Below are 12,759 nucleotides of genomic sequence, written 5' to 3' on the forward strand. Positions count from 1 at the left end.
TCGCTCAGCCACGGCTGCCTATGGTGCGTCCAGCGTCGGGGCAGGGTGCTCCGGCCGGCCACAAGGAGAAATTCCATGAAGACAATCCTTCTCGCAACCGCCCTTCTCGGCCTTTTTGCCGCCGGTGCGGCCCGTGCCGAAGATGAGGGCAAGAGCTGCGACGTGCCGAAGGACAAATGGATGACCGAGGATGCCATGAAGGACAAGGCCAAGGCGATGGGCCTCGACGTCCGGCGGATAAAGGTCGAGAACGGCTGCTACGAAGTCTATGCGATCGATGCCAAGGGCGCCAAGGTCGAGACGATCTTCAATCCGCAGACCGGCGAGCCGGTCGGCTCGGAAGGAGCGGAATGATGGCGCCACTCTACCGAACCAGCGGGGCGGGGGAAAGCGTCAAGGTGTGGGACCCGCTCGTGCGGGTCTTTCACTGGTCGCTGGTCTGCCTCTTCGTTTTCTCCTTCGTCACCGGCGACGAATGGAAGAAGGCCCATATCCTCTCCGGCTATGCCATCGCCGGGCTGATCGCCTTGCGCCTGGTCTGGGGGCTGCTGGGGCCGCATCACGCCCGCTTCGCCAATTTCTTCTATGCCCCTACGACGATTCTCGCGTTCCTCCGTGACAGCCTCGCCTTCCGCGCCAAGCGGTATCTCGGCCACAATCCGGCGGGGGGCGCCATGGTCGTTCTGTTGCTCGCGGCGGTGTCCGGCATCGTGACCACCGGCTATATGATGACCACGGATGCCTATTGGGGTGTCGGCTGGGTGGAGGATGTCCATAAGGCCCTTGTCTATTCGACCATCGGGCTGGTCGCCCTGCATATCGCCGGCGTTGTTCTAGCCAGCGTCGAGCACCGGGAAAACCTCGTTCGCGCCATGGTGACGGGAAGAAAGCGCCGCGAAGATTGATGTGCTGCCGTCTCTATGGCATACATTTAGAATAATTCTAAATCCATTGCCTGAAGTCGTGTAACCACAGCCGATCTGCTGAAATCGGAGATGCCATGCGCGCCGTCCACAGGGAAAGCCAACTCATCGAACGTATCGGCTGGCTCCGCGCGGCGGTGCTGGGTGCCAATGACGGGCTGATCTCGACGTCGAGCCTCATCGTCGGTGTCGCGGCGGCGACCGCTGCATCGCAGGAAATCCTCGTCGCCGGTGTCGCCGGGCTGGTGGCCGGCGCGATGTCGATGGCGCGGTGCTGTTGACGCTGTTCAGCGTGTCGACGACGCTTGAGCACCAGGCGCTCGGCCGTGCGCGCCGCGCCGTCGAGGCGCTGATGGCGCTTCGTCCCGAAACGGCGTTCCGCTGGCAGGCCGATGGCTCGGTGCTGGAGGTTCCCGCAGCGGAGCTTGTCGTCGGGGATGTCGTGATCCTGCGGCCCGGCGCCCGCGTGCCGGCCGATGGCGTCATCCTGCAGGGACGCGGCGGTATCGACGAGGCCAATATCACCGGTGAATCCATGCCCGTTTCCAAAGAGCCGGGCCAGCAGGTGTTCGAGGCCACCGTCAATCTGGACGGCATTCTGGAAGTGGCGGTCGCAAGAACGATCGGCGACAGCACGATCGCCCGCATGATCCGGCTGGTCACGGAAGCCCAGGAGGCCAAGGCCCCCTCCGAGCGTTTCAGCGCCTGGTTCGGACAGCGCTATATCGTCGCGGTGCTCCTCGGCGCCGCTCTAGCCTTCGCCGTTTTCTACGGGGTGGAGCGCGATTGGGAGCAGGCGCTCTATCGGGCCGCGACGCTGCTGGTCGCGGCCAGCCCCTGTGCGATCGTCATATCGGTGCCTGCAGCGATCCTGTCTGCGCTCTCGGCGGCGCGCTCGAAACACTGGCCGCCGTCGATATCTTCGCCTTCGACAAGACCGGCACCCTCACCAACGGCCGGGCGGCCGTGACGCGGATCGTCGCGCTGGACGCGGACGAATGCGGCTTCCTGTCGTTGCTCGCCGGGCTCGAAGCCCATTCCGAGCATCATGTCGCGGCGGCCATACGCCGGGAGGCGGCTGCACGTGGCATCGCGCCGGCGCATGTCGTGGATGTCAGCGCGCGCCCAAGCGCAGGGATCGTCGGGTCGGATGCGCTTGGTGTCCTCTGGGCCGGCAATCTTCATCTCGTTCGGGACATGGGGGCGTCCGTCGACCACGCCCGGCTTCGGGAACTGACCGACAGCGCCGAGACCGTCGTCTATCTGGGACGTGGACCGACCGTTCTCGGCGCCGTCGGCGTGGCGGACGAGGCGAGGGCGAGCTCGGCCCCGGCGCTCGCCGCGCTGCGGGCCGGCGGCGTGTGCCGCATCGTCATGATGACCGGAGACCGCCGGCCGGTGGCCTTGCGGATCGGCGCGCTGCTCGGCCTTGCTCCCGACGAGATTCATGCCGAAATGCTGCCGCAAGACAAGGTGCGTCATGTGGGGGAACTGGCGGGTGGCGGCACCGTGGCCTTCGTCGGCGACGGTGTCAATGACGCGGCCGCTCTTGCCCGCGCCGATGTCGGCATCGCCATGGGCGCGGCCGGCTCGGAGGTCGCCCTTCAGGCCGCCGATGTCGCCCTCTTGTCGGAAGACATGAAGAAGCTGGCCGATGCGCAGCATCTGGCGCGCCGGACCGCCGCGATCATCCGGCAGAACCTCGTCGTCGCGATCGGCGCCATGCTGGTGCTGGTAACGGGCGGGTTGTTCTTCGATCTGCCTCTGCCTCTGCCTCTGCCGCTGGCGGTGGTCGGACATGAAGGCGGGACCGTGCTCGTGGTCCTCAACGGCTTCCGCTGTTGTCGGATCCGATCCGGCGGCCAGTGGACAGGGCCGCATCCGTCCGTGCGCCGGAGGATGGGTTGGAGACGTCGCCACCGGTTGCGGCCACGTCGTCGGCCGACACGCCGGTGTAGGCGCCGGTCGCGTTCCGCGGATCAACAGGAAAGAAAGCGGGTGCGCGTGTTCTCTTCGAGAAGCAGGCCCGTGATTCCGCCGAACACCCATTCCCGCAGGCGGCTATGACCATAGGCGCCGGTGACGACGATATCGGCGTCGCTTTCGTCGACGAATTGCAGAAAGCCGATCGTTTCGTCGGCGCTTTTGATCATCTGCGGCCTGGCCTTCACATTGTGCCGGGCGAGATAGGAAACGATATCGGAGAGGCTCTGCCTCTCGGCCGGCGCGGGCTCCGGGGAAACGGAGACGACGGCGACGTCATAGGCGACCGAGAGCAGGGGAAGCGCATCCGCAATCGCGCGGCGGGCCTCGCGGGTGTCCTTCCAGCCGATGACGATCTTTCGTGTCGCAATCGTGTCGCAGTCGCTCCCGACCACCAGAAGAGGCCGGCCGGCACGCAGGACGACGGTCGCCGGGTCCGCGCGGTCTCCGGCCGCCATCAGCACCAGATCGGCGACACGGGCGGCCGCCACGACCGCGTCGGTCGGCGCCATCGTTTCGCCGCGCCATTCCGCCTCGATCCTGTTTGCCGCCAGATGGAGGAACGTGGCGCGAGCCTCCTCCATGCGCTCTGCGAGCGTTCCGGCGGCGCAAAGCCCTATGAGCCGAGCACCCGAGCGAGACGCCAGATCGACCGCGGCCTCCGTGATCGGCTCGACCGGCCGCTCGATATCGAGATTGACGAGAATGGATTGATAAAACACGCGTACATTCCTTCCGTTCCAGGCAAGCGGTCGGAAGCATAGCGCCGATAACGCGGCATATATTGATCCTGGTCAAGTGTTGCGCGGGGCCTCGCCATCGAGGACCGGATCAGCCGCCCCGTCCTGCCTCCAGCAATGCCTTGCCGTGGATCGCAAGCATGCGTTCCTCGTTCGCCGGGACGATCAAGGTCCGGAACGGCCGCAGGAATTCCAGCCGGGCGAGGATCGCATCGCGAACCGGTCCCGCATTTTCCCCGACGCCCCCCGTGAAGACGACGGCGTCGAGTCCACCCATGGACACTGCCATCATGGCCGCGAACTGCGCTACCTTCAGGGCAAAATAGTCGAGGGCGAAGCCGGCGCGCGGATCCGCGCTTTCGAGCAGGGCCTTCACGTCGTTGCTGAGGCCGGACAGGCCCTTCAGGCCGGAGCGCTCGTAGAGCGCATGTTCCACATCGTCGATGCCCATGCCGAGATTGCGCAGCATGTAGGTGACCGCGCCGGGATCGATCGCACCGGTGCGGCTCCCCATCGGCAGACCGTCGAGCGCGGTCATGCCCATGGTCGTGTCGACGCTTGCGCCGTCCTTCAGGGCACACAGGCTTGCGCCATTGCCGAGATGCCCGACCACGACCCGGCCGCGCGCAAGATCGGGGTGTTCACTTGCGAGCACGCGGGCAATCCACTCGTAGGACAGGCCGTGGAATCCGTAGCGGCGGATGCGCCGATCCCGCAGCGTCGCATCGACGGCGAAGACCTGGAAGAGCGGTGCATGGCCGGCGTGGAAGGCGGTATCGAAACAGGCGATGTCCGGGGCGTCCGACAGGCGGTCCGACGCCGCGATGCCCGCGAGATTGTAGGGCTGGTGCAATGGCGCGAGGGGCGCCAGCGCCGCAAGCCGATCGAGAATCCCGGGCGTGACGACGACAGGCGCGACGAAATCGGCGCCGCCATGCACGATCCGGTGTACCGTCGCCACCATGCGCCATGCGTCGTCGTATCGGTCGATGAGGTCGATCACCGCGGCCATGGCGGTCTCGTGGTCGTTCGCTGCAAGCGCCCTGTCGACATGGACATCGCTTGCCACGACCGTCGCGCTCAGCCTGGCCTCGGTGCCGATGCCGGTGACCTTGCCCTTGGCGAGCTTGTCGAGTGCCTCATAGCCGAAAACTTCGAATTTCAGGCTCGACGAACCGGTATTGAGAACGAGCAGGACGTCAGTCATTTGATGCGGCCCTTGGCGCGGGCATCCGCGAGGAGGCAGGCAAGCGCGCAGGACAGGAGGCGCGTGCGCTGGTCGTCGGCCCGGCTTGTCAGAACGATGGGGACGCGGGCGCCCAGCACGATGCCGGCCGCCTCAGCGCTGCCAAGAAACGTGAGCTGCTTCGCCAGCATGTTGCCGGCCTCGATATCGGGAACGAGAAGGATGTCAGCATCGCCGGCGACGGCCGATTCTATGCCCTTCTCCCGTGCTGCCTGCGGGCTGATCGCATTGTCGAAGGCAAGCGGCCCGTCGATCAGGCAGCCGGTGATCTGCCGGCGGTCCGCCATCTTGCAGAGTGCTGCGGCGTCGAGGGTCGCCTGCATCTTGGGATTGACCGTTTCCACCGCCGCGAGAGCGGCGACCTTCGGCGCGCGCGCCTCGCCGAACACCACGCGCCAGAGATCGACCGCGTTCTGGACGATATCCGCCTTCACCGCGAGATCGGGCAGGATGTTGACGGCGGCATCGGTGATCATGAACGGTTTCGGATAGGATGCGATGCTCATGAGGTAGCAGTGCGAGATGCGCCGCTCCGTGCGCAGCCCCGCGCCGGCCTTCACGATCTCGCCCAGAAGCTCGTTCGTATGCAGCGAACCCTTCATGATGGCACCCACATGGCCGCTCGCGGCCAGTTCCGCCGCCTTGGCCGCCGCCGCATGGCTGTGCTCGGTATCGACGATCTCCCACCCCGCGATATCGACCCCGGCCTCTCTGGCCGCGTCGGTTATCCGCGCCGCCGGGCCGATGAGCACCGGCGTTACCAGATCTTCCTGCACCGCCTCGAAGCTGGCGGCAATGACATTGGCCTTTACCGGATGCACGATCGCGATACGGGTGGGCGGCAGCGCACGGCAAAGGGTGAGGATCGCATCTGTCTGTCGGCTCATGGAATGTTTCCCTGGAACTCTATGGAAAGAGCAAACCCTGCGTAGGAACGGTAATCTTCACGATGGTCCCAATGGAGGCAAGAGGTGTTCTACCCCTGTCGCGCCGCGCCATTCTGGTATTTGGCGGATGAACCGTGCCCGGGCTCTGGATAAGAAGCGATTGCAACCATGGGCGCTTGGATTTTGATGGTTCCGTTGGTGGGGGCTAACGGGCCGTATTGACCGCAACGGCTGTTGGTCGGCGGGCACACCGGCATGTATGTGATGGCACTTGCGTCTCCCGATCGACGGATTCCAACGTCAAGTTTTGCAAGCGCAGGCTTCGGTCAGCATTCTGGCTGTGGCACGAGGCATGACGTTCGCGCATCCGACATGAGCGAAGCCCTTCAAATCGACCGCAACGATACACGCTTCTCAAGCTCGGCCGCCTGTTCCTTGCGCTCACTGTAGCGGTCGGTGAGGTAGGCGGAGGCGTCGCGCGTGAGGACGGTGAACTTCACCAGCTCCTCACAGACATCCACCACCCGGTCGTAGTAGGACGAGGGCTTCATCCGGCCATCGGCGTCGAACTCCTGATAGGCTTTGGCGACCGAGGATTGGTTCGGGATGGTGACCATCCGCATCCAGCGGCCGAGAATGCGCATCTGGTTCACGGCATTGAAGGACTGGCTGCCGCCCGAGACCTCCATGACGGCGAGGGTTTTGCCCTGCGTCGGCCGGATCGATCCGACCGAGAGTGGAATCCAGTCGATCTGGGACTTCATGATGCCGGTCATCGCGCCATGGCGTTCCGGGCTCACCCAGACCTGCCCTTCCGACCATTGCGAAAGATCGCGCAATTCTTGCACTTTCGGATGACTTACCGGCGCTTCGTCAGGCAGCGGCAGACCCCTTGGGTCAAACATGCGAACCTCACATCCGAGCCGTTCGAGCAGCCGGCGGGCCTCGAATGCGAGCAGGCGGCTATAGGATATCTCGCGCAACGAACCGTAGAGGATCAGGATGCGCGGCCTGTGCGTCGAGAATGCCGGACGCAGGGCGTCGAGATCGGTCGAGTGCAGGTGATCGCCCTGCAATGCGGGAAATGTGTCAGGCAATGCGCTTTCCTTCCTGATCGAGAACCTGTTCACCGTCCTCCTTGAAGAACGGCTCCTTGAAGGTGTCGGGCAGAATGTCGAGTACCGCTTCAGACGGGCGGGCGAGCCGGGTGCCGAGCGGTGTCACGACGAAGGGGCGATTGATCAGGATCGGCGTTGCGATCATCGCGTCGAGCAACTGCTCGTCAGTCAGGTCTGGGTTGTCCAGACCGAGTTCGGCATAAGGCGTGCCTTTCTCGCGAATAGCTTCCCGAACGTTCAAGCCAGCGTCCGCGATCATCGTCGCAAGCTGCTCGCGCGTCGGCGGCTGCTGCAAATACTCGATGACAACAGGTTCGATGCCGGCAGCGCGGATCAGCGCCAGCGTGTTGCGGGACGTCCCGCAGGCGGGGTTGTGATAGATGGTCGCGTCCATGGTCAGTGCTTTTCGGTGGCGGTGGTTCTGGAAACAGCGGGGGCGGCCTCGTACCAGTCCTTCGAACGGTTCACGATCCAGACGACCGAGAGCATGACCGGAACCTCGATGAGAACGCCGACGACGGTGGCGAGTGCCGCGCCGGACTGGAAGCCGAACAGGCTGATGGCGGCGGCAACCGCGAGTTCGAAGAAATTGCTGGCGCCGATCAGAGCCGATGGCCCGGCAACGCAATGCCGCTCGCCGGTCATCCGATTGAGCAGATAAGCGAGCCCGGAGTTCAAATAGACTTGGATCAGGATCGGCACGGCGAGCAAGCCGATGACGGCGGGCTGGGCGATGATCTGCTCGCCCTGGAAGGCGAAGAGCAGAACCAGCGTCGCGAGCAGCGCCACCAGCGAGACCGGCTGCAATCTTGCAAGCACGCCGTCCAGTGCCCGCGTCGTACCGTCAACCGTGAGCCGGCGGCGGATGATCTGCGCGATAATAACGGGCACGACGATATAGAGGGCGACGGAAAGAACGAGCGTATCCCACGGCACGGTGATGGCGGAGAGGCCGAGCAGCAGGCCGACAGTCGGCGCGAAGGCGACGACCATGATGGCATCGTTCAACGCCACCTGCGACAGCGTGAACAGCGGCTCACCGCGCGTCAGGTTGCTCCAGACGAACACCATGGCCGTGCAGGGCGCCGCGGCCAGGATGATCAGGCCGGCAATATAGGAGTCGATCTGGTCGGCAGGCAGGTAGGGGCGGAATAGCCAGCCGATGAACAGCCAGCCGAGCAGCGCCATGGAGAACGGCTTGACGGCCCAGTTGATGATCAGCGTGACGCCGATGCCGCGCCAGTAAGTGCCAACCTGCGCGAGAGACCGGAAATCGATCTTCAGCAACATCGGGATGATCATCAGCCAGATCAGGATCGCGACGGGGATGTTCACCTTGGCGATCTCGGTCGCGCCGACGATCTGGAAGAGGCCGGGCATGAAATGGCCGAGGGCCATACCGGCGACGATGCACAGGAACACCCAGATGGTCAGATAGCGCTCGAACGTGGACATCAGGCGGACTTTCCCTGCGGCGACGTCGCGCCTTCCATCGCGCCGATCTGGCGAAGCTTCGTCTCAAGCGCCATGTGATCGATGGAGGCCAGCGGCAGGTTGACGAAGGCCGCGATCCGGTTCTTGAGGAAACGTGCGGCCTGAGCGAAGGCACGCTGGATCTCGACGTCCGAGCCCGTGACGGCGGCAGGGTCCTCGACACCCCAATGGGCGGTCATCGGATGGCTGATCCAGACCGGGCAGGCTTCGCCGGCGGCGCTGTCGCAGACGGTGAAGATGAAATCCATCTGCGGCGCGCCGGGTTCTGCGAACACGTCCCAGCTCTTCGACGAGAAACCCGTCGAGGGATAGCCGAGCGCCTCCAGTTCCTTCAGGGCATGCGGATTGACCTCACCCTTCGGCTGGCTGCCGGCGGAGAAGGCTTTGAATCGTCCGCCGCCCTCCTTGTTGAGGATGGATTCGGCGAGAATAGAACGAGCGGAATTGCCCGTGCAGAGGAACAGCACGTTGTAGGTCTTATCGGTCATGGTCGTGGTCCGTGGTTAGGTCGGCGGCTTGATAAGCCTCATGATGGTCGCCGATGATGGGCAGATGGAGGAAAGCTGGCGGGTCGCCAGCACGGCTGCGGGAACGCTGTTCCGCTGGACTTCAGAAATCCGATGCGCGTGAAGAACGGTGCTGCACTCGTCGTGGCAAGGAAGACGTCGCCGGCATGGTCGAGACCCGCCACCGCCCGCTCGACCAAAGCGCTCCCCAGTCCTTGCCCTCGATGATCGGGAAGCACGACGACCGAACGGAGGAGAAAATCGTCGCCGCAGCGCTCGACACCGATGAAACCGACAGCCCTGCCATCCGATGACTGCGCCCTGAAGAAGGTGCGGCCGTGATCCTCGATGTCATCAGTTGGCAGATGCGCGTCCGTCAAGGCTGCCTTGAGGTCAGCGTCGTTGCCCTCAATCCGCTCCAACCTGATCGCGCTCATGACAGCTTCGCCTCCGGGGCGCAGCAGGGCGTCAACTCGGCGATGAGCGGGGCGCAAAGCTCCGTCGATCCGCCACAGCAGTCTTTCAGGAGGAATAGCGTCAGCTCACGCAGGCCGTTGAGGTTTGCCCGGTAGATGATCGACCGCCTCTGCCGCTCGCTCGTCACCAAGCCTGCCCGCGAAAGCGTTGCGAGATGCGCCGACATGGTGTTTTGCGGTACGTCGATGAGGCGGGCGAGCTCACCGGCCGGGATGCCGTCGGGTTCGTGCCGGACAAGAAGGCGGAAGGTCTCCAGTCGCGTGGTCTGTGCCAAGGCGCCGAGCGCCGCAATTGCTGTGTTGTTATCCATATATCCAGATTATCGGATATATTGAGATTGTCAATCGCGGGCGGAGATTAACGTCGTGTACCCTTCTCGGACATGGCGACCACAAAGTCGCCAAGGGAGCTGATCCCCCATGCAAAGCGAATAGTCTCACGCATCGTCTTTTCCTTCCAGGTTCGGCGTCGGTCGAACATAGAAGTCGATGCGGTGCGTCTCTCTCCGGTCCTTGCTTTCAAATCGAAATAAGAGCCATCGGTTTTGCCATCTGGCTGTTTTCGATTTGAAAGCAATATTCGGAGGGCGCACGTCTGTTCGGCAGTCGTATTGTTGTCGGCAATAGTGCCGATGGAGTTGCAAATGGCCGATCCAGACATCTTCGATCCGCAGGGTCTCGGCCGCCGGCAGCAATTGGCGGCGGCACGCCGCCAGCGAGAGAGTCAGCGGTTGGCGCTGCTCGGGCAACTCGTCGATGCATAACGCGGATCAGACGAACTGAAGCGCTGGATCAGCGCCTACAACAGCCCAGCGGATGAAAAGTCGCGTCCCGCGTTGAGGCGAATGGTCGAGTGGGCCGCGTCGCAGCTAGATGATCTCGAGCGCATTCTGAACCCAGAGAGGATCGAGCAGACCTTGCTGGAGCGCGAGCTGTTTCCGGACGTTGATCCCCTCGACGATCCAAAGGGCGACCCGTCGCGCTATCGCATCTGGGGGCACTCTACAGCGCTGAGACACATCAACGCAGTCTGAAGAGGCGGACGTCGAATGGCAACGGAGGGAAGAACCATGGTGACCTTACTGCAAAGCCTGCATTCCATCACCACGCAACGCGGTGACGGCCTGCGTGCGGAATTGCTCGGGATATTCACGCCGCCACCGACTTGGTCTGGGGTCGAGCAAATGAGGAAAGCGATCACCTGTGAGGAGATCGACGGCGCACCCGGTGACAAGATGAAACCGGATATTCTGTCTGCAGAAATCGTCAGGATGCCGCTGAGAAAGCGCAGCTAGGCGCGCTAAGCGGGCGTGCTCAACGGTGTCTATTGTACTACGTGTACTACGGCCGGTGTGTCGGTAGGGGGTGCCATGAAAAAACCGAGAGCATTTCCTGCACGAAAGAGCAGAGGGCCTGAGACACAGCCGACCGATACGAAGGCATCGCCGATATCATCGTTCACTGTTTCTGTGGGCGGCGCGTCGACACTCTCCGGCCAAAACAATGGTGGCCGATCATTGCTGCCCCTAAGGAGAACCGCAGTCATGACTGGCTTGCCGCGCCGTTCAGGAGCAGCTCCACGCACACCTTTCACGGATGGCGATTTCGTCATCGTCGAGGCAGGGCGCTGGCGAGGGCATGAGTGTTTGTCCGACTAGCGTGCATGCCCTCGCCATCCAGGGTGCCTGATAGTTGTGCCGTCTTTGATCTGAAACAGTTCAGCAAACCCCGCGAAAGAAGATGTTTTCAAGCAGTCATTCTCTTTCGAAGGACATGGCGTCCGCCTTGATCGCTTCCATGACCTTTTCGAGCTCTCCCGCCAAATCGGCATGGTATCGCAGGAGATAGTCCACAACGGCGTCATTTCTTAGCAGGCGGGAAACGTAACCTTTGGCAACGACGAGGACGAGCATCGTGTCGCCAAGCGTATCCTGAACGGTTCGATAGTCGTGATAGAGCCTTTCCATCTCCCGCTCCATGCGGGCAATGTCTTCCGCAGAGGCCTCTATCGGCTTAGGCTTCTTCGGCTCCAGAAGAAGATCAGGGCGTGTCGCCGAGAGGATCATAGTGGCATAGGTGATTGTAAAGCGATTTGCCGCGATCATCATTTCGGCGGCTTCGATCTGCCTCATTGGCTTCATCTTGCGCAGGATAGGGAACACGCCGCGCGCCGCCAGCCTGTCCTTTAGCAATTCCACCACCTCGGGCGCGATACCGTCCAGCATGCGCTGGCGTTCGCGGATACGCTCCACATTGACGCTCAGGGCTTTGGCTATGCGTTCCGCAGGAACCTTTTTGGCTATTGCCTGCATGATCATGCGGTGCTCCTGCACAGCACTCAGCCGATTGACCTGCCGGTTGAACGTGAAGCCTTCGTCGTCTTTCGAAAGAAGACAAACGGCATGCGTGGCGCCAAGAACCTTCAGGCATTCGAGCCGCACATGGCCGTCGAGAAGAATGTATTTTCTGCCCCCATCTTTCCCGCCCTTTTCGGGAAACACCGCCAGCGGCTCTATGATGCCAACTTCCTGTATCGACGCGAGAATCGTCTTGAACTTTGAGGAGTACCGCAGACTGGGTGACAATGTGCGCGTCGGCAGAATGTCGTTTACAAGTACCGTAATGGTATGCTGTTCGAAGGTGGAGCGGCTCATCAGTTTTTCCCTCCGGAAAGACGATCGGCGAGCGGCTTGGGCATATCGACGATCCCCTCCGCTCGCAACAGCGTCCGAAAATGCTCCTCCGAATGCAGCTTGCGCATGGCGGAGACGACAAAGAGCAACCGCTGCTCCGCTACATCCGCTTTCTGGATGGCGAGGCGCTGGCGCCGAACTTCCTCCTGGAAGGTCTGCGCGAGTCTTGCTGCCGTCATGGGCTTCTCGTTGCGCTGAATCACCTTTTGGTATTTTTGACCGAACGCCTTGCGTTTATCGATCAGCCGCCGGACTTTCAGAAGCTGGTCCCCCTTTAGAGTTCCAGTTTCGTAGGCTTCCATCATAGCGATCTGGACGTCGGCCTCGCTGGATCGAGCGATTTCGACGGCCAGGGAAAGCGGCAGCCATCCTTTTTCAACGGCGGTTATGAGGCGCTCTTCTCCTGCTCGCAGCAACTGGAGGATTCCCTGGATGTAGCTCGGATCCAGCCCGGTTTTCTGGCCTATCTGCACATTGGTGTATCCCCGGTCTGAAAGCACCTGAACGGCGTTCAGGAGATCCTGGCTGGAGTGCTGCCGGCGGGCCAGGTTTTCGACGAGACTCATCAGATATGTGTTTCGGCATGGAATAAGGACCCCGCACATGGGGTGATCGGCGTCCAAACGGGACCCCCATCTGCGATGGGGTTACAACAGCCTCCGGTTTCATCGGAGGCTTTTTATTTGGATGCTT

Annotated in this window: 15 protein-coding genes and 2 pseudogenes; 6 read left to right on the forward strand and 11 right to left on the reverse strand. The window is 62.6% G+C overall.

The window, feature by feature from the left end:
• Window positions 1-75 precede the first annotated feature (75 nt).
• The 4 genes and pseudogenes from LQK81_RS25945 to LQK81_RS25960 all read left to right on the forward strand — a co-directional run bounded on the left by LQK81_RS25945 (window position 76) and on the right by LQK81_RS25960 (window position 2,881).
• Entirely contained in the window at window positions 76-354 is a 279-nt protein-coding gene (locus LQK81_RS25945) for a PepSY domain-containing protein (RefSeq protein ID WP_035219788.1), read from the forward strand.
• Complete coding sequence (locus LQK81_RS25950; RefSeq protein WP_230809297.1) at window positions 354-905, forward strand: cytochrome b/b6 domain-containing protein; 552 nt, start codon at window positions 354-356, stop codon at window positions 903-905. Before LQK81_RS25945 ends, LQK81_RS25950 begins: the two co-directional genes overlap by 1 nt.
• A gap of 95 nt (window positions 906-1,000) precedes the next feature.
• Window positions 1,001-1,192, forward strand: a pseudogene (locus tag LQK81_RS25955) (VIT1/CCC1 transporter family protein); the annotation flags it as partial.
• Window positions 1,132-2,881, forward strand: a pseudogene (locus LQK81_RS25960) (heavy metal translocating P-type ATPase). The pseudogenes LQK81_RS25955 and LQK81_RS25960, both read left to right, overlap by 61 nt.
• A gap of 21 nt (window positions 2,882-2,902) precedes the next feature.
• On the opposite strand, the gene LQK81_RS25965 reads toward LQK81_RS25960, so the two are convergent.
• The 9 genes from LQK81_RS25965 to LQK81_RS26005 all read right to left on the reverse strand — a co-directional run bounded on the left by LQK81_RS25965 (window position 2,903) and on the right by LQK81_RS26005 (window position 9,684).
• Window positions 2,903-3,628, reverse strand: coding sequence for a universal stress protein (locus LQK81_RS25965; protein ID WP_035219786.1), 726 nt, complete (start codon window positions 3,626-3,628; stop codon window positions 2,903-2,905).
• A 109-nt stretch (window positions 3,629-3,737) separates the two neighbouring features.
• A complete protein-coding gene (locus LQK81_RS25970) occupies window positions 3,738-4,853 on the reverse strand; it encodes an acetate/propionate family kinase (RefSeq protein ID WP_230809298.1) in 1,116 nt (371 codons plus the stop codon).
• Entirely contained in the window at window positions 4,850-5,779 is a 930-nt protein-coding gene (locus LQK81_RS25975; RefSeq protein ID WP_035219781.1) for a bifunctional enoyl-CoA hydratase/phosphate acetyltransferase, read from the reverse strand. The genes LQK81_RS25970 and LQK81_RS25975 overlap by 4 nt, the downstream gene beginning before the upstream one ends.
• Window positions 5,780-6,165: 386 nt before the next feature.
• Window positions 6,166-6,894 (reverse strand): arsenical resistance protein ArsH, encoded by a 729-nt coding sequence (arsH, locus tag LQK81_RS25980; protein WP_330166580.1) that lies wholly within the window; start codon window positions 6,892-6,894, stop codon window positions 6,166-6,168.
• A complete protein-coding gene (gene arsC, locus LQK81_RS25985; RefSeq protein WP_035219779.1) occupies window positions 6,869-7,291 on the reverse strand; it encodes an arsenate reductase (glutaredoxin) in 423 nt (140 codons plus the stop codon). Before arsC ends, arsH begins: the two co-directional genes overlap by 26 nt.
• Window positions 7,292-7,293: 2 nt before the next feature.
• A complete protein-coding gene (gene arsB, locus LQK81_RS25990; RefSeq protein ID WP_230809299.1) occupies window positions 7,294-8,352 on the reverse strand; it encodes an ACR3 family arsenite efflux transporter in 1,059 nt (352 codons plus the stop codon).
• Window positions 8,352-8,879, reverse strand: coding sequence for an arsenate reductase ArsC (locus LQK81_RS25995; RefSeq protein WP_230809300.1), 528 nt, complete (start codon window positions 8,877-8,879; stop codon window positions 8,352-8,354). Before LQK81_RS25995 ends, arsB begins: the two co-directional genes overlap by 1 nt.
• Window positions 8,880-8,917: 38 nt before the next feature.
• Window positions 8,918-9,334 carry a GNAT family N-acetyltransferase gene (locus LQK81_RS26000; protein WP_229341985.1) on the reverse strand — a complete coding sequence of 139 codons (417 nt, stop codon included), beginning with the start codon at window positions 9,332-9,334 and terminating at the stop codon, window positions 8,918-8,920.
• Window positions 9,331-9,684, reverse strand: a complete 354-nt coding sequence (locus LQK81_RS26005) for an ArsR/SmtB family transcription factor (protein WP_160788093.1) — start codon at window positions 9,682-9,684, stop codon at window positions 9,331-9,333. The genes LQK81_RS26000 and LQK81_RS26005 overlap by 4 nt, the downstream gene beginning before the upstream one ends.
• Before the next feature lie 534 nt (window positions 9,685-10,218).
• Here LQK81_RS26005 and LQK81_RS26010 point away from each other — a divergent pair.
• Both LQK81_RS26010 and LQK81_RS26015 read left to right on the forward strand, forming a co-directional pair.
• On the forward strand, window positions 10,219-10,407 hold the full coding sequence (locus LQK81_RS26010) for a hypothetical protein (protein ID WP_035219767.1): 189 nt from the start codon (window positions 10,219-10,221) through the stop codon (window positions 10,405-10,407).
• Between the two features lie 36 nt (window positions 10,408-10,443).
• Complete coding sequence (locus LQK81_RS26015) at window positions 10,444-10,668, forward strand: hypothetical protein (RefSeq protein ID WP_035219765.1); 225 nt, start codon at window positions 10,444-10,446, stop codon at window positions 10,666-10,668.
• 459 nt (window positions 10,669-11,127) lie between these two features.
• On the opposite strand, the gene LQK81_RS26020 is transcribed toward LQK81_RS26015, so the two are convergent.
• The gene (locus LQK81_RS26020) at window positions 11,128-12,027 is read right to left on the reverse strand and encodes a plasmid partitioning protein RepB C-terminal domain-containing protein (protein WP_035219763.1); all 900 of its coding nucleotides are present in this window, start codon (window positions 12,025-12,027) and stop codon (window positions 11,128-11,130) included.
• Entirely contained in the window at window positions 12,027-12,632 is a 606-nt protein-coding gene (locus LQK81_RS26025; RefSeq protein WP_230809301.1) for a plasmid partitioning protein RepB C-terminal domain-containing protein, read from the reverse strand. The genes LQK81_RS26020 and LQK81_RS26025 overlap by 1 nt, the downstream gene beginning before the upstream one ends.
• Window positions 12,633-12,759: the final 127 nt, after the last annotated feature.

Origin of the sequence: Rhizobium sp. GN54, from assembly GCF_021026345.1 — a bacterium.
Taxonomy (GTDB): domain Bacteria; phylum Pseudomonadota; class Alphaproteobacteria; order Rhizobiales; family Rhizobiaceae; genus Mycoplana.